Genomic DNA, 18,729 nt, shown 5'->3' with positions numbered 1-18,729 from the left:
TCCTCCAAACTTTTTGCTGTAATACATGAATTTACAAGCGTTACGACCCTATGACTTGAGCAGCTTCCCGCCACTTAAAATTTCCATCTTGTATAATACGTCGATAGAAATAAGACAGCAAAACTGCCCCAAGAACACATAGTGCTACTACTTGTTCTTTGGTACCACCATAACCGGCAATTTCAGGGCTTAGGCCGCCAACAACTAGAAGAGTAAGGTTGAACACCCCTAAAACGACAGCAATAAAAATCCAATGCGAACCCAACTTAAAAGGTCGCGGCCAATTTGGACGATCCTTACGCAGCAAGACAAAACCGAAAAGAACCAATGTTACAGTCAGGATATAACTAATATTAGAGGCAAAAATAATCCCCAAAATGTTACCCACAAAAAACAGCACGATCATATTGATGACCAGCCCTGCCATAATGCAACGAGCAGGCAAGCCAAATTTATTTAAGTGATCAAACTGCTTAATGGTCAAACGCTCTTTCGCCAGTCCATATAGCGCCTGACCTGAATCAGCCATGCAAGAGTTCATTAAAATCAGCATGGACGCCGCTAGGATAACAGCCACTACAGCAGCTGCCGGCCCAATTAGTTTCTGCAAGGCTATAGCAAATACACCGGTTGGGTTCGCAGCAATGACCGTGTCCCCAACGGATGCACCCAACCCTATAGGCATTACAATAACGGCGACTAGCATAAAAAGGCCTGAAGCACGTAACGCCTTGACTGTATCTCTAAAGGGGCTTTTGTACTCATTCGCAAATGTGGCGCAAATCTCTGTTCCGTAAGCACTCCAAGCAAACACGAACATCATGGCTAGGCTCAAGCGCATCCCACCCCAAACCGAATCTCCAAAATTAATCTTGTTGGTCGCCAGTGTAAAATCGTAGGATCCGGTAACAAATGGAACGATGGTGATAGCCGCAATCAAAGCCAATGCGACCGCACCAATCACCTTATTCAAATTTGCTGCATACTTTGTGCTAATACAGTTTACAAGCGAGATAAAAGCCAAAGCAACCGCACCTAGCACATGACTAAGACCAATATCTGCTACCCCCAATGAAATGGTCCACTGAATCTCAGGGTAGAACTGCGCCTGTATCAGCTGACCAAATGTAAGCGCGAACACCGAAACAGCTGCTGTCCAAGCCAACCAGTACCCCAATGCTGCAATAGCACCTATTGGACTACAATATTTTCCCCAAGCTTCGTTTGCGAAAGTAGCAATACCACCACTTCGCCCTGGAAACATAAATGCCATTTCTGTATAAAGTTTATTCTGGGCGTAAGCTACCAAACTAACAATGAAAAACAGAACCGCCACACTGAGCGACCCTAGGGTGCCAATGGCGTAATTCATGGTCACGAAAATACCGATAGGATTGCCAAGCGAGAAGGCAAACCCGTCGAACCAACTTAATTTTTTATGAGCAACACTAATTGCGTCGGACATCATTCAACTCCATTAGCTTAACCGTGAACATGTGCAGTAAAACATGCACAGACTTTTCGCGGCAGGCTGAAAAAACAAACCAATGAAAGGCGGTTTGTCGAAACTAATTAGGCGAGCATCGCGAATGCACAAACCTCGACGGAAGCTGAGGTAAGAACATGACCCAACATCCACAGACCAACTGACAATTACGTGCAGATGGAGTATTGGTTCGCCTGGAGAAGGTGCGGGATCGACGCCATTAATTTTCGCTCACCGTCAACTGGACCGGACACTCTTAAAGTTGTCGAGACACCACTTAGAGATGTAACACCGATAATCACGCAATGTGAGGTATTGCTGACGCTTGGCATTTTTTTAGCCTCATGTAATTTTTATTTTCCTAGCTGCACGGCTGGCAGGTTGGCTAGGTGAGACGAACATAACAGTCGTTATCTTCCGTGTCAATAACAGTTGTTATGCCATAACGAAGCGTGCTTAAATGTCTTCAAATGTGCTGGCGCACCAATATAGTGCGCCGATATCAACTTATTGATTTAACCTAAATTTTTCTATTTACGAAGTCACAATATGCTTTTTAAATTCAAGCGACAGGGTCTTGAGAAGGAAATGATCTAATGAACCAGGACAACACTGACCCAATCCGTCGCATCATTACCGCCGTATGTGATGTGCTAGCTGATCAAGGGGTGACCCATCTGAGCATGCGTAATGTGGCCGCGAAAGCCGGCGCAACCATCGGATTGATTACTCATCACTTCCCTAACAGAGCAGCTATGGTCCAAGCCGCCGTTGAAGCAACGTGGGAAGAAGAACGGAGTGCTATCGACTGGCCGGAAACAGGAGACCGTGAGCGTGTATTGCGGTCCTTTGAAGTATTCCTACCGCTAGACGAACCACGACGTCGTCAGTTATCGGTATGGATCGCATTTTGGGCTCTAAGCCACGAATCTCCTGGACTAAAAACCGTCCATCAAAAGGTCTATCCCTACGTGCGAGACAAACACATCGTTTGGCTTAGCGCGCTGGGCTTTTCCAGTGAGCGGTCCCGCGTGCTCGCAGATCGACTGACGATGTTCACCGACTCCCTACTTCTGCACTCAGTTCTAGACACAGCGTATTGGACCCCCGTACTAATGAAACAAATGGTGGCCGATGTGATTGATGATGTCTTCCGGGAGGCCAGTAATCTGACCTTATCACCAGAATGCTCCCAAAAAAGGCCAGCTAGCTCTCCTAGGTTGAGCGCCGGCCGTCTATCCAAATTACAAACTAGTATTGTTCAAACCCTGAAATGATCTATTAACTGCAACTGACGGCTGGACAGTATGTTTAGTTCCACGCTTATATTATCAGATTGGCTAGCTTGCTGGCTCAACATTTCTGTAACATCTTTGATTGCCGCGATATTTTTGTTAACTTCCTCCGCTACAGCACTCTGTTCCTCAGCCGCGCTGGCAATGTGAATATTCATGCCCATGATGATAGAAACAGCATTACTGATCCGAACCAGAGACTCCGAAGCCTGCTGTATTTGAGTCGAGCTTTCTTGAGCCTTTAAATGGCTGCATTGCATCGTTGCCACCACACCCTGGGTACCTTGCTGAATTTGCTCAATCACCACGCGAATCTGTTTTACCGATTCTTGCGTTCGTCGTGCCAAATTACGCACTTCATCCGCCACTACCGCAAATCCCCGTCCACTTTCGCCCGCCCGTGCGGCTTCAATTGCCGCATTGAGCGCTAGCAAATTTGTTTGCTCTGCAATACTTTTTATGACTTCCAGTACTCCGCCAATCTGCTGACTGTTCAACGCCAGCATTTCTACTTCACTAACCGCGCGGCTTACATCGCTTGCCAAGTTTAATATACTCAGCGAACTTTGCTCTATGACCTTCGCCTTGAACAGGCTCGATAATAATTGCCGCGATATCCTGGGGAGCGGCGTTATTTTTGAAGATGCGCTCGATACTGTTAATCGCATCGTCCACAGTAACTTCATAGATCTCACTAGGATACAGTGCCCGGTACACATGCCCGGGCATCAATCCCATTCCTAAAGAGTAGGGTGCGACCTTCCCCGTCAAAGAAAGAGTCATCATCGTACGGCCATGATACCCACCAGTAAAGGCAATCACACCTGCGCGCCCAGTGTGCGCTCTGGCAATTTTCACGGCGTTTTCCACCGCTTCAGCCCCTGTGGTTACAAGCATGGTTTTTTTAGCAAAGTCACCAGGCACTAATTTATTCAATCGCTCACACAACTTAACATAGGGCTCGTATGCAAATACGTGAAAACAGATATGTGTTAGCTTAGCCAACTGATTTTGTACCGCAGACATAACCTTAGGGTGAAGATGGCCTGTATTTAAAACAGCGATACCACCCGCGAAATCAAGAAACTCGCGTCCATCTACATCCCAAATCGTCGAATTTTCGGTACGCTCCGCGAAAACTGGATGAATCTGGCCCACGCCTCTCGGTATTGCCTCAACACGGCGTTGCATTAAAGATGCATTTGTATTGCCTATATATCCCCCAGTCTAAAATTTCAACTAAAACTACGCGACTTAATGCAAACTTTTATTATCTTAGCCTAATACACCACACTGTAAGTATTGGCTGAGTGGTTTACGTTATTTTTTTGCAACAGGCAAAAAAGCCTCCTGCAATTGCTGACTGACCTTTTCAACAACAAACTTACCGATCGGGGTGGCGGAAGTTGGGCGCCCATGACTATCCGTATCAAAATCGAATGAAATACACGTTCTTTAACTTTTTTGCTCGGCGGTGCAGTCCAACGCAAGGCTCGTCGAGCCGATGGATGCTTGTAGAAGTCATCTAAATCAGCCCAATCATCCAAATGAAGGATCATTGAGTTTCCTCCCTCATGTTCTGCTCATCTATTTTCATCATGAGCACGTAGTCGGTGATTTGATTTACAAATGTACCGTCGTTATGCAACTCCATTACTCGATGGGGCTGACAGAGATAACTATCTGACACGTCGTTATTTTCCACAACAAACCGAGCGTAAAACACGCCGCTCATGGCATGAAAATTGGAGCGTCCTAACAAATGCGCTATCGCAGTTGAAAACTTCACCACGTCCTCTGCGTGGGTAACATCCGAGAGCCCCTCTGGCTTGATCAGAAACGCGCCCGTTGCTCGGTTCATCAGCGTGTTAACTAGTACCGGGCGCAGAGTATCAGCACAGATCTCGCCAAGAATTTTGCCAAACTGAAACCGGAGGAATGATTTGTACTCTAGCGATTGGACAGGCCATTGCGAGACGGCCTGTAGAAATTCCTCAACAATCGATTTTGGGAAAGTCAGCTCTACCATCCGATCCGACTGCTGAGCAGGCTTGATCGAGCAACCAACAATTAATGCCGGTGGTTGCATCACTGGAGCGGGAATAGGCGTAAAGGCATACATGGTGTGCGTCCTGGCTTCGTGAAGGTAGAGGCATTCCCAGATTTTTGGAGAGCGACGAAGCAAAAATATCTTCATAACTGATTAATGTCTACATTTTTAATAAATATCGGTGTTGTTGCTTTTTGGTCCCCTGATCGAAACGATAGAAATGACTCTTGAGCCCCTTGTGCGAACCGGAGAAAACGATGAATTTCCCGACGCTGCGCTAACCCGACTAGGCGGGTACGCACGCCTGAAACGAGACATCGTCCAAGCCTTCTTCGCACCCGGCGATAAGCTCGTCATCGGGGGACTGAAGACCCCAATACAAACTGAGGTAGGCCCGCTACGAGAAGCAATATCTCGTCTGGTTGCGGAGCATCCGGTAAACGGTGGTACCGAGTCGCCCCTACGCCACTAGAGGAGATGCGCTATGTTTATGAATCCAGGGCACATCTGGAGGCTTTCAAACTTAACTTGGCTATTACTCGGGGATGACGCTTGGGAATCGTCAATTGTGACTACTTCCAAACTTCTAAGGTTATCCAAGGGGCCACTGCGCATCAGTTAGTTGATCTGTAGTCTCAAAGGCAAAAGGCTTTCCACACTGCAATAGCTTCGGGACCTCATTCGAAGTACTTAATGCAAGCACGGAGTAATCTCTTTGATCAAACTGCGAGATATCGCCAACTTTGGCTAAGCCGTACGGTTTTTTTCTAATTAGCATTGGCACATAAAAGGAGATAACACGCAGAATTGTTGGAAGTCATTCTCTCTAGAAAGTGCATTGTGCAAGCACATTAATCAGCGATCATCCTATGATCCCTAATAAGTACTCTTTCAAAAATCATAAAGGATCAATCCTCTGCAATTGATAGTGCACTGCCTACCCAATACGAATCTGCACACTGTCAATAAAACGATTGAGTTGAAAGCGGGTGGAGCTTTTCATTACAGCAAGAAATTATAACCAAAGGAAGAGATCTCTCTTACGTTAAATTCCCCTTCAAACGTTTTCTGTGGAAACTCTCACTCTTTACCGATTGGAAAACGCGGCGTTCACCGCCGCGCCGCTTACACCCTTGTTATAATTAACGACCCTATCTTATACCTCAACACCCCCGAATAGTTGGTCGCCTAGAAACCAAATCCATTAAAACAATACGGTATACCCTACTAACGTGAAGCCCAAGCATAAAAGCGCGCTTCCAGTTCTTCTCCATAATTAAGCCAAAACTCATTATCAGTTGCGAGTCCCTCATCCATATGGGCTGGATCGGTGGGCATGTACGAACGCTCATCAGGAGTCAGAGCCCGAACAGCTTTAATATTTGTTGGACCATAAGAAATTAATCGCGAAAAATCCGCTTAGTGTTTGTCGTAACTGACAAACTCTAGGAACTTATAGCAATCTTCGAGATTTTGAGCACCACGAACAATAACCCAATGGTCAAGATCATAGAGATTTTGGTTCCAAACATATCCCATATTGACGCCTTCGCGACGAGCCTCTCGAATCCGTCAGCCAAAAGCACTAGTAAGCACTACGTCGCCGGCTGCCAACCACTGCTGAGGTTGAGCACCAGACTCCCGCCATTGGATACTCGACTTTACTTTATCGAGTTTTGCAAACGCCCGATCGACACCCTGGGGGGTTTTCAATAGCGCATAAACTTTATCCTTTGGTACACCGTCCGCCATAAGAGCGATTTGGAGTGTGTGAACAGGGCTTTTGCGCAATGCCCTTTTTCCAGGAAATTTCTCCAAATCCCAGAAATCCGCCCACGATGATGGGGGAGTTTTCAATTTGTCAGCGTTGTAAGCGATACCCGCAGCCTACGCCAAAGTCCCTACACCACATTCATTTGCAGCGGCGGGTAATAGATCCTGCTTGGATGGGATTTTCGACCAATCAATCTTTGTTATCAATCCGTCCTCTCAGCTACGGACCATTGTATTTCCATCCATCTCAACAACATCCCAGTTCGAGTGACCGGAATCAACCATTGCTTTTATTTTGCCAAGATCGACATTATAAACATCTTCAACAACCCTTATCCCCGTACTCGCCTCGAAAGGTTTAAAGTACGCGACCCGCTGCGCCTTCTGCAACTCTCCACCGGTAGATACAACTGTAAAATCTTGTGCTTGAGCCGCTGCAACGATTAACGAAATTGCGCATGCGAATAGCTTGCTAAGCTGGAGTGTTTTTACAAACCTCATAAACAAGTCCTCTTTTACTGACATTATTATTTTTGACGACCAGCGAAGATTAACGAACAGTGGTGATTATTGGCATTCAAACTATGAATATTGCTATTCGAACGGGCCTAATGCTACATAGACCAATTCTGTAGGCTCCAATATTTCCCACGCACCGGCGAAACCTCTGGGGAGTAAAAACCCTTGCCCAGCTCCGTAGTTACGCGTACCTCCCTCATTGTCCGTAAACCGAACTCCACCAGGACAGATGCAGCAAAACTCATAAAAAGGAAGGGTACTTATTTTTGCGTCACCGGGTTTCCCCGTCCAAACGCCTCCGTAGAATCAACCCTCCTGTTCATCTCCAAAACTTCTCCATTCACGACCATCCCGCCCTTAGCTCACTGCTCCATCAGGATATGCGGGAACATGCATACTACACACACCAAGTTTTGCTTCAACAATATCTTTTACAAATTTCAACATTCACCTCCAGAAATTAAATTAAGGGGCGTCGATTGGCAATATCAAACCAAGGCTTTAATTTTTCGTAGGCTGCACCAATCTTAAATGGCGTAGCATCATCGGAAGTTCGGCCAACTATCTGCATCCCTGTGGGAATACCATTCCTTGCAAACCCGCTAGGCACGTTCAAAACCGGGCATCTAGACATGATATTGAAAGGAATAGTCATTGCTGAGTCCCAATAAAACTCAAGCGACTCGCCGCCGACCTCTATCCCGTGATCAATATAATCATCGCCCGCAGCAAAGCCTCTGCTGACTACTGTTGGACAGATTATTGCGTCATAGGACTCTAGAACATCATTAATACATTTGGATATTTCAGCTTCCAGTTCATGCTCTTCCAAAGCAGTCGCGCCTCGCGCTCTACTTAAAATCAGATCAGCAGCATGCAAGATATAGGGGCTAGCTTCTCTCTCATTGCAAGCAGTGAATTCTTTAACCCATTCCATCATTGGTGTGAAATGTATTGATGACGCACGGATTACTTTATTCCGTGATATACGGAAGTCAACCTCATCAACTATAGCCCAGCAGAGCGTAACGCATCCGCTACTACCAATGTATTAGCTCTGATTTCATCGTCTACGGACCACTCTTCACCGAAGTCGATCGAGAGTGCTTTTTTTAAGCCCGCAATGCTCTCAAACTGTTCCGGTAAAACATATTTTGGTCGAATAGTCACTGCATCGTCTGAGTGAGGACCCGAGGCAACATTCTGCATTAACAGGGCATCGCTCACTGTTTTCGCCATTGGTCCAACATGACAATAAGTATCAAGATTGAACGGACTCCACATGGGTACACGGCCATAAAGCCCACGACGCCACAAAAAGATGCTGGAACCCGTATGGAACCGGCCACGTCACTGCCTGTTGCCAAAATTGTGGTCCCCGCAGCAAGTGCTGCTCCCGATCCTCCAGATGATCCCCCTGGGGTGAACTCTAGGTTCCACGGATTTCGAGTTATTCCATCTAGTTTTGAGTGACAAAAATAAGACATTGCAAACTCAGGCGATGATGTGCGCGCGTGAATTATGGCACCTGCCTCTTCAAGTCTTCTCATCCATGGAGATGTAAAATGTGCACGCCTGTCCTTAAGTAGGCGGGATCCAAGCGTCCATAAGTGTCCAGTTACCGGCTCTCCCCCCTTTGCTGCCGTAGGCAATCCCTCCAAAGCTCTTTGGGCTACAGAAGAATTCTTTGCATAACGCCGTTCTGCCAATAAGGCCTGCTCACGAGATTTTTCATAGAACGTCTCATAAAAAGCGTTAATTATCGGCTGACTTTCCAGCTCTTTCGATTACATCTTTTAGTAATTCTACAGGTGATAATTCCCTTTTTTAAAAGCTGCCAGTGCATCGTTCGCAGAAATGTAATGCAAATCACTCATTTCGCCCAGCCTCCGTACAAGAATAAAGTCCAAACACTTTAAAAATACACTTCAATAGTCTTTCCTCATACATTCACCGTCGATGAGAAAAAAGCAGCCTATGAACCCATCCAGATATTATGAATAGACCCAATCTTAGAGAAATATCAATTAAACATGCACTTGAGCCCTGGACTTTGACTATCAGGCCGAAATCATGCCCTGCCACTTAACTCGTTAAAATCTTGGCTAGCGTATTTAACTAAAGGTAATCATTTGTCTAAGATTTCTACTAGCACTACTAATTGCACGCGCTGCATTTAGCACTTTTGGTGCCAACTCTTCTTTTGCGCTGTCAATATTCCAACGTGTATATGGAATAGATATATTTACAGCTCCCAGCGGGTAACCATCCGAATTAACTACCGAGGCAGCCAGACCAATATCCCCCGCATAGTACTCAGCATCTGAGGAGGAATAGCCCAACGACTTAGCCTCTGCAACGATATCTTTTAATCTAGCAATATCTATAACTGTATTCACCGTATATTTATTCAATACAGACTCATCCAGAATTGCATCCGATTCAGCTTTTGGCAATGCAGATAAATACGCGCGCCCAGCCGCTGTGCAATACATTGGTAAATGATGGCCAATCTGTATATGCATAGGAATTTGCTTATGACTTGGAAATCGGGCGACATATATCATATCCAACCCACAAGGCTCCAATAAGTTACAACTTTCCTCTACGCTGCGGTTCAACTCGTGGAGATATGGGTTTGCGCGTTCAATCAAATCACTTGACTGCAGATACCCCGCTCCAAGGTCCAAAGATTTTGGCGCCAATCTATATCGCCTGGTTCCGGACTCTCTACCTATATATCCGAGCGCTTCTAAAGTAAAAATTGATCTCTGTACTGTGCTCTTATTAAGGCCCGACGCTTCAGCAATTTCTCGAAGCGTCAAACTTGAACGGCCGGCACGGAACACCATCAGAATTGACAATCCCTTTGATAAGGCAGTAATAAACAGCGGAGAGTCTTCAGGCAAAATCATCCAAAATGTCCTTCAATTGGCTATGTGACAGGTCTATACCGCCACTCGAACCTGAATGAAATCATGATTTGCTTCCGCAGATACAGTATTTCTGTCCTTCTGCGAAGGATACGCCAGGTTTGGTTAATCACATTTTCATGCTGCCACCATTGCGCCAATGATTGGTGCATCCAGCCTCTGTAGAGGGTGAAATACGACCATCACCATGCAATGAACCATGCTGAGCCATTGGCAAACCAAACGGTGAGTTACTTTAAGGATCATACGACACCTCAAGCGTATCGCTGTACGATACAATCGAATCACTTGTAATTAAATTTAAGGCAAAGGATAACATATTTCAATATGAAATAAGTACTAATATATTCATATTTGGAATAATAAAGCAGCTTTTTATTTAATTAAATATTATTGGTAACTTCTAACCAAGTTAGAAACAGCTTGTACTGCTAACTTAAGCCTTAGAAATTCGTTCATAACTACATCCAAAGCAACGTCTGCCACCCACCATTTAACCTATAATCTCATTGCTATAATAATGAGCGGTTTCTTGTTTTTTCCTCAATCTACGCGCCGATTCAGTGTTCCCCACTTTTCCTCTCCATGCATTTCTGGACGTAAGTTATTTTTATGACCCTAATGCTCATTGAATCGCCCCGGGTTCTCTAGACACTCTCCAGGCTCGCTGCGTAACGCTTTTCAAACTCTACTGGTGATAGCTGATTGTTGAAACTGTGACGTGGTTTTGGGTTGTAAAACATCTCGATGCAATCGAACACATCATCCCGAGCATCCTGGCGTGTAGTGTAGATTTTACGCTTGATCCGCTCCCGCTTTAGTAACTGGAAAAAGCTCTCCGCCACAGCGTTGTCGTGGCAGTTACTTCGACGACTCCTGCTGGCCACCAGGTTGTTAGCTTTCAAGAAGCTTCGCCAGTCTGAGCTGCTGTACTGACTGCCTTGATCCGAGTGGATCATCACCTCTTGCTTCGGCTTACGTCTCCAAACCGCCATCAGCAGTGCATCAATGGCTACGTCGCTGGTCATATGCGACTTCATTGACCAACCAATGATCTGGCGTGAAAACAGATCGAGCACCACGGCCAAATACAGCCAGCCTTCATATGTTCGGATGTAGGTAATGTCTGTGACCCAAACTTTGTTGGGTTCTCTGACATCGAATTGGCGCTTCAGTAAGTTCGGTGAGGCAACGGCTGGTTTACCGCCATATTTTCCCGTCCTCCGTCGATACCCAGTCTGAGAACGTAAACCTTCAAGGCGCATCAACCTAGCCACCCGGTGGCGGCCACAGCTCTTACCAACCTCTCGCAGATCATCATGGATCTTGCGATAGCCATAAACGCCACCGCTTTCCAGCCAGGAGTGTTTGATCAATCCAAGCAGTCGCTGATCGTCCTTGGCTCGCGCAGATTTTGGTTCTGATAGCCACGCGTAGTAGCCGCTGGGATGAACCTTGAGCGTCAGGCAAAGCCGTCGAATCGCGTAGTGACCCGCTTGCTGCTTAATAAAGGCGTACTTCAGCCGCACTCCTTGGCAAAGTACGCGGCGGCCTTTTTTAAGATGTCTCGCTCCTCCGTCACCCGTTTCAGCTCGGCACGTAGACGACGAACCTCTGCGCTCTGATCATCCTCCTCAACGCGCTGTTCCTGGGGCTTGGTGTAGCGCTTAACCCAGGCATTGAGGCTGTGCACGGACACGCCCAATCGTGCAGCCACCTCCGAGACAGGCAGCTGCTTTTCGGTCACTTGCTTGACCGCCTGGATTTTGAATTCTTCGGGATAACGCTGGTTGCTCATGGCACCTCCTAATGGGCCTCATTTTAAGGCTTGGAGGTGTCTACGAAACTAGGGGCGATTCAGATTTATCCAAAATACCCGGGGATCGATCAGCGATTAGAAAAAGTTCGGCGGACTTAACCATTCCGACTCGATGCTGGTTTTCCCAACGAGTTCCTATCATGAACGAAGGAAAACTGCAGCATAGCGGATGGTTCATCCAGTCGGCACAACTGAATTGATTCAGTCTTACTGTTTTTGACGTGTCTCGTTTACCAAGAGACACCCTCCCCCCAAAAAGATCAACACTGCTTTATGCGTAATTAAAATAGCCTATAGTGAACCAATTACCATTTTACAGCTGGAACTCAATGTTTGATTTGAATACGCTCCAGCATTGGGCACATTAATCATTCATTTAGGGTGATGAGATGAACAATATCCTCGCCATGGGGAAGCTAGCAATGGTAAAAAAGAACGATGGATTTATGCAGAACCTTAAGATTAAGATGTTTGAATCTCAATTTATCATCAGAAAGCATGACAATGAAGACATTAAAAAAATCTTGGGTACCACTCCCGTCGTTGGCTTGCTGGCCCCAACGGTCGATTGAACGTGACGATGTATGGAATATTTTCGAGTTACAACTGAAGCGCGACGGATTACTTGATTGGTTTTTGCGTGAATCGATCGAGTTTGGCCCGATTGTCTATAGAAATCTGGACGACGCATTGAATGAGTGCCGTTCTACCAACGCCCAACTCATTGGAATCGTGGACACCTTGGCCCTATCTGCTGCAGAGCGGCTTTCCCTACGGTTAAAGGTCGAAAAAGCAATCACGAGCGAAGAACGCTTGATGAAAGAGGAACGTTGGATGCAGGCAGAAGCGATGCGACGCCATGCCAGTGCACCTCGTCCAAAAGCGGAGGATCTGATATTGGCAGCAGATTTAGAGGCCTTGCGCGAACCGCTGTTTGATATTCTAAAACGTTACCCCTATGTCCGGCGCGCAAGAATTTCGCGGTACGGTATCACCCTAAAGAGAGCGGGTGACAACGATTGGACTGTCAGGGACGCGCACACTCAGAAGACCGCGATCCACTGCTCCAGGGAGAAAACCTCCAGGGGCTTTGAGCTGGACGGCTCTGAACACTGGGGGCGAACAAAAGCTGCGATCAGAGCGGCTTTGCTGCCAAGAGCGAACCAGCTACTTCAGGAAACAGGATTCAAGATGATGCTCGACGACGCCCTGCGGCGCGGGCAACGTATTGTCGTCTGTGGTGGTTTTGTATTTTGGTATGAAGAAGGAAACACTGTCGGCTGGACAGTAAAACAACTGGCGCAGTCTGGCAGTGGGAAAGAAGGTTATACCCTCTGGGAAAAAGGGACAATTGTTTCGACAAACCATGGACGGATCGTCGTATTACCCTACATCAAAGAGAGCGGAGAGTTGGTGAAAGGGCACACCAAAAATGCGCCTCATGACGGCAAAGCCAAACTGCGGCATCCCAACCATTACGTTGACCTGCCATTTGAAACGTTGGAAGGTGATCTAATGTACGATCTTTTTGGGCGCATTCAATACGAGTGACTGACCTTTAAATCTCAACACCAGCGCTGTGTAAGCAACGCTGGCGACAGTGCTTGGCGTTTCACTAACCTCTTCTGTTTTTCTGCTGTGAAAAAACAACACCTCCAAGAAGCACGTACCGAGCAGTCGCGAATTTTTGTTTAAGACTTCATGACCACGCGCTATGAAAATGAACAGTCCCCCCCTTTGCTCCTGGAGACACCGAGTAGACGTGTTCAGGAAACAAATGCCTTGCCTATACGGGGACTGGGCTGAGTCACAGACAAGGACTGGGCCAACGTTGGCGATTGGGTGGAAGCCCAGATCATCCCGCCTATTTCGGCGTTAGCCCCCAATAATGTCCTGTCAGGAACATCACATTTTATAGAAGGATCTGAAGGCTTTTTCAGAACGACTCAGCATTATCATGAATATACGTTCTGAATTCTTCCGTCGACATCGTATTATGTCGCCCATCGTCTGTTGAGGGGTCTCGATTATAGGGGGATGAAGTACTGAAAATCACAAAACTACCACCTGAATGCCTAGTAACGCGCCTTGCAGCATCCGTTAATGGCTCGTCGTTGAATTCATTTTCAAACCAAGCATCAAGCGAAGCGTATACGCCGGGTTCGACTTCCGTGATTTCTTCATGCGACTCGAGAACGAGAGCTTCCTTCATCACCGAGTTTACTTTTTTAAGCTCAAGCCTAAAGTAATTCCACTCAGGTTTCCCAGGATAAGACTCGAACAATAGGCGCTCAGGGCAGCATATTTCGTATGCTTTTTCGCTCACTTTCAGCTGGATCATACCCAGTTCAGGTGCCAAATCTGCGTCAAGTAACGTCATACCGCCTAATGTGGGGTAAAACATGTAATTAAGGCCTTTGCTGGCAGCTGTAATTTTCAAGATATTGCATATTTGTCGCTTGTCTAACCATTGGGCCATCGAAGGCTGGCCGAGTGGAAATATTTTTTCGGACACCTCGCGCCACTCGTTGAAGTTTCGACCATCAGAATCGTTATTAATCCGAACCCACTCCTGTAGCGCTCCCAAGAAGTGATCGGCTGACGGTCTGTTACCAGGGTGATGGTCGGTGCACCGGATCAATAGATCATCGAGCGGCGTCAAATAATAAGACGACAGATAGTTGGAAAGCCCCACGACCTTGGATTTAGGATCATATTGACCTTCAAACCCAAAAATCTCGCCTGTTAAGGTCATCCACAATGACTTAGCTAAGGAATAGATGTCCGCAGGCTTCCCATCGGAATCTTTTGCGAATCTCCTCATTTCTGGAGCCATTGTGTATTTCGCACCGACATCCCTACGCGGTGGTGTAATTCCTTCTGCCTCGGGAAATTTCACGAGACCAAAATCGGATAAACAAACGCGCCCTTCATAAATCAGAAAATTGGCTGGCTTGATGTCTCGATGGGAAATGTCTATGACATGCAGACCCTGGAGTGTAGATGCAAGCGATTCAAAGTCGGATGCAATCTCGTAAGGACGTTTACGGGCAATATCATCCAGGTAAGGCTTTGCGAGCGGCATGACATACCAAGGTCGCTCTAGTTGCGGGTCTGGTGGAATGAAGCTATCGAGAAGCGGGACAATCCCGGCTGTATGCTCAAGCTTTTGCAAGATTTCAATTTCTCGGCAAAACCGCTTGTACGACTCGTCTTTGGTTTGAATCAAAATTTTCAACGCATGAGGCTCCCCCTCCCCCGCACTGGCCTTCCATACCTGTCCATTGCCGCCTTCACCAATTTTCTCCAACAGCTTCCATTTACCAAATACTTTACCAGGCGCAATTTTGCTCATTTCATTCCTTTCTTACTGATCGGGTTTGGACACTGTTGGGGGGCAATAAGGTATCAGAGGATGCATCACCAATCATTCGCTGCGAGCTCCATGGCGCATTTACTTGATCACGATGTATTGAATGCACTATGCGGGTGCCACCAAGTTTTCGCGGCTTGCGAAGAGGATTATCACGCTGCACAAGAGAGATAGCGCCCCTCCCACATAGAAAGTGATCCCCCGCTTTGGTCAACGATCACGCCACCGATGTACGCCCCGCTCGCGAGGGCCAGCTGGAATATCGTGACCATTACGGCTGCCCCTGATTCAAAGCGTGTTGGCGCTGCTTATAGAGCCAGATTTGCACGCACATTGGCACAACCCCAAACGCCAATCCCCAAAGCGTCACGGAGAGCGGCGCCAAGTAGGCATGAGTGCCCATAGTTGCCGCCAGGAACACCGCCGCAGCCATCAATAGAGATGTGACCAAAAAAGCGCCACGGACATCACGCGAACATGCCCGCTCGCCGGCGAAAGTACCGAGCACGCGAGCTATTGTTCCGGCTCGCCTACACGCCCCATAGGGACGGTGCTGGCAAGGTAATCGACAAACCTTGCTGCTGGGCTGCATCAGGGCCAGCCAGGTCAACCAGGTCAACCAGACCAGGAGTGCGGATGGGGCCCGGGTTGATGGTATTGAAGCGGACACCACGATCCTTGATGTCGAGAATCCAACTGCGCACAAGGTTACGCACAGCCGCCTTGGAGGTATTGTAGACGCTAAAGTTCGGAGTGCCCGAAATGGTTGTGGTTGAGCCTTTGACGATTACTGATGCGCCTTTGGCGAGCAGAGGAAGCGCTTTTTGCACGGCGAAGAGAACACCCTTCGCGTTGCAGTCGAAGGTGTCATCAGACTGTTCGTCGGTGATTGCGCCAAGCGGCAGCATCGAACCACCGCCAGCAGTGGCGAAAAGCCCATCGATATGTCCCTTTTATGCCATGACCGTATCGAACAAACGATCCAAGTCGGCGCGCTCCGCCGAATCGGCCTGAATGCCTACGGCTTATCTTTACTCATGTGGACTCCGCGAGAATTGAGGTGTCTAGCTGCTGACGAGTGAATGCCGGCAATCCCAGCGTTCCTTCGAACAAGGTACCGACTTCCCCACTCCCCCACCAACAGCGTGAACTGCAAACTACCCTTGCTAAAATGGCAGCACGCTGGATGAACGCTCCAACGCCATTCACCTTTTCAAAACAGTAAAGTGCCTGTGCAAGTCCTGTCGTTTCAGACGGTAGCGCCCATTTGTTGAGTCAACATCATGTTAGTACCTGCGCATAAAATACCTGGTATCAAGAGCTAACTTTTTCCTCTCCAGCTCCAGTTCTCGCAACATGGTCAACGTCCGTGTCAGGAACATTCGAGGCACCAGGACGGCCTGCATGACTGCGACGCGGCCGGCCGAATTCGGGCTAGCCGAGTGTTGGCCTCGGCAGCCCTTTCTCACATATCCAAATTTATCCACCCCGGCTTGGGTTCTTCTGGCGCCACCGCGTTTACGGACTTTCCAGTGGCAGCCTCTACTCGCCTTGCGACCTCCGGATCGTCTGCGAAGGGGATCAAGCTTGCCTCGTCGAGACTTTCCGACGTGGAACCCTTAAGGCAGTACTCAACGCTAAGCCAAAGAATAACGACGCCGAGAATATCCAGTGCGATCTCGATCATCAGGCAATTTGCGCCTCACGCTCGGCCATTGTCACATCGGCAACACGCACCGTGCGCCAAACGTTGTAGGCCATCAGCAGCATCCCGCTAAGGAAGAACACTCCGCCCACAAACCGCACTACCCACCCCGGATGGCTTGCCTGCAAGGCCTCGGTGAACGAGTAAGTCAGCGTGCCGTCTTCGTTGATTGCGCGCCACATCAAACCCTGGGTGATGCCGTTGACCCACAACGCGGCGATGTACAACACGGTGCCGATGGTCGCCAACCAGAAATGCAGGTTGATCAGGGCGATGCTGTACATCTGCTCCCGACCAAAAACTTTCGGCACCATGTGGTAAACCGCGCCAAAAGAAATCATCGCCACCCAACCGAGCGCTCCGGCATGCACGTGACCGATAGTCCAATCGGTGTAGTGTGACAGTGCGTTCACCGTCTTGATGGCCATCATCGGCCCCTCGAACGTCGACATCCCATAGAAAGCCAGGGACAACACGAGAAAGCGCAAGATAGGGTCAGTGCGTAACTTATGCCAGGCGCCTGACAGCGTCATCATGCCATTGATCATCCCACCCCAGCTCGGCGCCAGCAGGATCAGCGACATGGCCATACCCAGTGATTGCGCCCAGTCTGGCAGCGCGGTGTAGTGCAAATGGTGAGGGCCAGCCCACATGTACAGGGTAATCAGTGCCCAGAAATGCACGATCGACAGGCGATAGGAATACACCGGACGCATCGCCTGCTTCGGAATGAAGTAATACATCATTCCAAGGAAACCGGTGGTCAGGAAAAAGCCCACGGCGTTGTGCCCGTACCACCACTGAACCATGGCGTCGGTGGCCCCCGAATACACCGGATAGGATTTGAACCAGTCCACCGGAATCGCCACATGGTTGACCACGTGTAGCATTGCGATCACCACAATGAAGGCACCGAAGAACCAGTTACCGACGTAAATGTGCTTGGTCTTGCGCTGTACAACGGTGGTGAAAAAGACGATGCCGTAAGCCACCCAAACCACAGCCATCCACACCGCACCGGAGAACTCGATCTCGGCATATTCCTTGGTGGTGGTGTAGCCAAGAGGCAGAGTGATCAGCATGATCACAATCACCGACTGCCAGGCCCAGAAAGTGAATGCGGCCAGCTTGTCCGAGTACAGTCGTACCTGACAGGTGCGTTGCACTGCATAGTAACTGGCGGCAAATTGCGCGCTGCCGGCGAACCCGAAAATGACGAGGCTGGTGTGGAGCGGGCGTAAGCGGCCGAACGTTGTCCAAGGCAGATCGAGGTTCATCTCGGGCCACACCAGTTGCGAGGCGATCCACACGCCCATAGCCATTCCCACGACGCCCCAGAATACGGTCGCCACGATGAATTGGCGCACGACCTTGTAGTTGTAGGCGTGTCCGATAGTTGTTGTGTTCATGGTCAATGCGTCCACGATTGCAAAGTGTCGCCACACCATCTGGTTTGGCGTTTGGTGCACTTTAGAAATCCGGGCACAAACAAAACAGGTTCAGGCAACTCTCATTTATGCGGTGCAGATTGGATAGCTGCGTTTCGTAGCCCCCCATCGAGACCCGTTGAGCCTCGCTTCATATCAGCATTAAAAAAGGGGTAGGGTCGTCCTCTCCCACCGATTCAAGGGGTACATCCAGCAAAATTACGTTGAACGGTCAGCTCAGAAACCCTGAACATAAAGCTGAATGGACTCATTCTATGGAACAGTGTTAAGGAAATTTCTCGGAGCGAGGCCTTTCAACAAGGCGGCGCGAAGAAGAAGGTTACAAGCA

General features: G+C 48.2%; 14 protein-coding genes and 5 pseudogenes. 3 read left to right on the top strand and 16 right to left on the bottom strand.

Going from position 1 to position 18,729, the window contains the following annotated elements; genetic code table 11:
* Positions 1 to 40 precede the first annotated feature (40 nt).
* Positions 41 to 1,465 (bottom strand): APC family permease, encoded by a 1,425-nt coding sequence (locus tag AEQ67_RS19040; protein WP_059405363.1) that lies wholly within the window; start codon positions 1,463 to 1,465, stop codon positions 41 to 43.
* 617 nt (positions 1,466 to 2,082) lie between these two features.
* On the opposite strand from AEQ67_RS19040, the gene AEQ67_RS19035 reads away from it, so the two are divergent.
* Positions 2,083 to 2,763: a TetR/AcrR family transcriptional regulator gene (locus tag AEQ67_RS19035; RefSeq protein ID WP_059405362.1), complete on the top strand. Its 681-nt coding sequence runs from the start codon at positions 2,083 to 2,085 to the stop codon at positions 2,761 to 2,763.
* Here the strand turns inward: AEQ67_RS19035 and AEQ67_RS19030 are convergent.
* The 3 pseudogenes from AEQ67_RS19030 to AEQ67_RS19020 all read right to left on the bottom strand — a co-directional run.
* Positions 2,748 to 3,272 (bottom strand): annotated as a pseudogene (locus AEQ67_RS19030) (methyl-accepting chemotaxis protein); the annotation flags it as partial. The gene AEQ67_RS19035 and the pseudogene AEQ67_RS19030 overlap by 16 nt on opposite strands.
* Positions 3,273 to 3,357: 85 nt before the next feature.
* A pseudogene (locus AEQ67_RS19025) lies at positions 3,358 to 3,996 on the bottom strand (aminotransferase class III-fold pyridoxal phosphate-dependent enzyme); the annotation flags it as partial.
* A 189-nt stretch (positions 3,997 to 4,185) separates the two neighbouring features.
* Positions 4,186 to 4,903, bottom strand: a pseudogene (locus AEQ67_RS19020) (carbon starvation induced protein CsiD); the annotation flags it as partial.
* Positions 4,904 to 5,051: 148 nt separating this feature from the next.
* Here AEQ67_RS19020 and AEQ67_RS36780 point away from each other — a divergent pair.
* Entirely contained in the window at positions 5,052 to 5,303 is a 252-nt protein-coding gene (locus AEQ67_RS36780; protein ID WP_063854463.1) for a GntR family transcriptional regulator, read from the top strand.
* A 1,100-nt stretch (positions 5,304 to 6,403) separates the two neighbouring features.
* Here the strand turns inward: AEQ67_RS36780 and AEQ67_RS36775 are convergent.
* From AEQ67_RS36775 to AEQ67_RS19000, 8 genes and pseudogenes are all read right to left on the bottom strand, one after another.
* Complete coding sequence (locus AEQ67_RS36775; RefSeq protein ID WP_082377903.1) at positions 6,404 to 6,709, bottom strand: extracellular solute-binding protein; 306 nt, start codon at positions 6,707 to 6,709, stop codon at positions 6,404 to 6,406.
* Positions 6,710 to 6,820: 111 nt separating this feature from the next.
* Positions 6,821 to 7,105: a hypothetical protein gene (locus AEQ67_RS34030; protein ID WP_059405358.1), complete on the bottom strand. Its 285-nt coding sequence runs from the start codon at positions 7,103 to 7,105 to the stop codon at positions 6,821 to 6,823.
* 93 nt (positions 7,106 to 7,198) lie between these two features.
* Positions 7,199 to 7,414: pseudogene (locus AEQ67_RS36770) on the bottom strand (cupin domain-containing protein); the annotation flags it as partial.
* A 169-nt stretch (positions 7,415 to 7,583) separates the two neighbouring features.
* Positions 7,584 to 8,063, bottom strand: a complete 480-nt coding sequence (locus AEQ67_RS36085; protein WP_201782087.1) for an amidase family protein — start codon at positions 8,061 to 8,063, stop codon at positions 7,584 to 7,586.
* 68 nt (positions 8,064 to 8,131) lie between these two features.
* The gene (locus tag AEQ67_RS36080; protein ID WP_201782086.1) at positions 8,132 to 8,407 is read right to left on the bottom strand and encodes an amidase family protein; all 276 of its coding nucleotides are present in this window, start codon (positions 8,405 to 8,407) and stop codon (positions 8,132 to 8,134) included.
* The gene (locus AEQ67_RS36765; protein WP_442965651.1) at positions 8,347 to 8,883 is read right to left on the bottom strand and encodes an amidase family protein; all 537 of its coding nucleotides are present in this window, start codon (positions 8,881 to 8,883) and stop codon (positions 8,347 to 8,349) included. Before AEQ67_RS36765 ends, AEQ67_RS36080 begins: the two co-directional genes overlap by 61 nt.
* Positions 8,884 to 9,237: 354 nt before the next feature.
* The gene (locus AEQ67_RS34015; protein WP_082377902.1) at positions 9,238 to 10,038 is read right to left on the bottom strand and encodes an IclR family transcriptional regulator; all 801 of its coding nucleotides are present in this window, start codon (positions 10,036 to 10,038) and stop codon (positions 9,238 to 9,240) included.
* A 665-nt stretch (positions 10,039 to 10,703) separates the two neighbouring features.
* A protein-coding gene (locus AEQ67_RS19000) for an IS3 family transposase (protein WP_152974874.1) occupies positions 10,704 to 11,854 on the bottom strand; the annotation gives its coding sequence in 2 pieces (ribosomal slippage) (positions 10,704 to 11,620 and positions 11,620 to 11,854; 1,152 coding nt in all).
* Between the two features lie 525 nt (positions 11,855 to 12,379).
* Between AEQ67_RS19000 and AEQ67_RS18985 the strand changes: the two genes are divergently transcribed.
* A complete protein-coding gene (locus AEQ67_RS18985) occupies positions 12,380 to 13,426 on the top strand; it encodes a hypothetical protein (RefSeq protein ID WP_063854462.1) in 1,047 nt (348 codons plus the stop codon).
* Positions 13,427 to 13,811: 385 nt separating this feature from the next.
* Here AEQ67_RS18985 and AEQ67_RS18980 read toward each other — a convergent pair whose 3' ends face one another.
* The 4 genes and pseudogenes from AEQ67_RS18980 to ccoN all read right to left on the bottom strand — a co-directional run bounded on the left by AEQ67_RS18980 (position 13,812) and on the right by ccoN (position 18,362).
* Positions 13,812 to 15,230: a serine/threonine protein kinase gene (locus AEQ67_RS18980; protein ID WP_059405354.1), complete on the bottom strand. Its 1,419-nt coding sequence runs from the start codon at positions 15,228 to 15,230 to the stop codon at positions 13,812 to 13,814.
* Positions 15,231 to 15,764: 534 nt separating this feature from the next.
* Positions 15,765 to 16,273: pseudogene (locus AEQ67_RS18970) on the bottom strand (SDR family NAD(P)-dependent oxidoreductase); the annotation flags it as partial.
* Positions 16,274 to 16,713: 440 nt separating this feature from the next.
* Entirely contained in the window at positions 16,714 to 16,935 is a 222-nt protein-coding gene (locus tag AEQ67_RS36285; RefSeq protein ID WP_059405351.1) for a hypothetical protein, read from the bottom strand.
* Positions 16,935 to 18,362, bottom strand: coding sequence for a cytochrome-c oxidase, cbb3-type subunit I (gene ccoN, locus AEQ67_RS18960; protein WP_059405397.1), 1,428 nt, complete (start codon positions 18,360 to 18,362; stop codon positions 16,935 to 16,937). The genes AEQ67_RS36285 and ccoN overlap by 1 nt, the downstream gene beginning before the upstream one ends.
* Between the last annotated feature and the right edge of the window lie 367 nt (positions 18,363 to 18,729).

It is taken from the genome of Pseudomonas sp. RIT-PI-q (assembly GCF_001297125.1).
GTDB lineage: Bacteria > Pseudomonadota > Gammaproteobacteria > Pseudomonadales > Pseudomonadaceae > Aquipseudomonas.
Note: the sequence above shows the minus strand (reverse complement) of the source record. Positions and strands in the feature narration are given on the sequence as shown.

Coding starts and splice junctions, on each gene's coding strand:
- AEQ67_RS18985 (WP_063854462.1), top strand. CDS start 12,380: ATGAAGACATTAAAAAAATCTTGGGTACCACTCCCGTCGTTGGCTTGC.
- AEQ67_RS36780 (WP_063854463.1), top strand. CDS start 5,052: ATGACTCTTGAGCCCCTTGTGCGAACCGGAGAAAACGATGAATTTCCC.
- AEQ67_RS36285 (WP_059405351.1), bottom strand. CDS start 16,935: ATGATCGAGATCGCACTGGATATTCTCGGCGTCGTTATTCTTTGGCTT.
- AEQ67_RS19035 (WP_059405362.1), top strand. CDS start 2,083: ATGAACCAGGACAACACTGACCCAATCCGTCGCATCATTACCGCCGTA.
- AEQ67_RS34030 (WP_059405358.1), bottom strand. CDS start 7,105: ATGAGGTTTGTAAAAACACTCCAGCTTAGCAAGCTATTCGCATGCGCA.
- AEQ67_RS36080 (WP_201782086.1), bottom strand. CDS start 8,407: ATGTGGAGTCCGTTCAATCTTGATACTTATTGTCATGTTGGACCAATG.
- AEQ67_RS18980 (WP_059405354.1), bottom strand. CDS start 15,230: ATGAGCAAAATTGCGCCTGGTAAAGTATTTGGTAAATGGAAGCTGTTG.
- AEQ67_RS19040 (WP_059405363.1), bottom strand. CDS start 1,465: ATGTCCGACGCAATTAGTGTTGCTCATAAAAAATTAAGTTGGTTCGAC.
- ccoN (WP_059405397.1), bottom strand. CDS start 18,362: ATGAACACAACAACTATCGGACACGCCTACAACTACAAGGTCGTGCGC.
- AEQ67_RS36085 (WP_201782087.1), bottom strand. CDS start 8,063: ATGATGGAATGGGTTAAAGAATTCACTGCTTGCAATGAGAGAGAAGCT.
- AEQ67_RS34015 (WP_082377902.1), bottom strand. CDS start 10,038: ATGATTTTGCCTGAAGACTCTCCGCTGTTTATTACTGCCTTATCAAAG.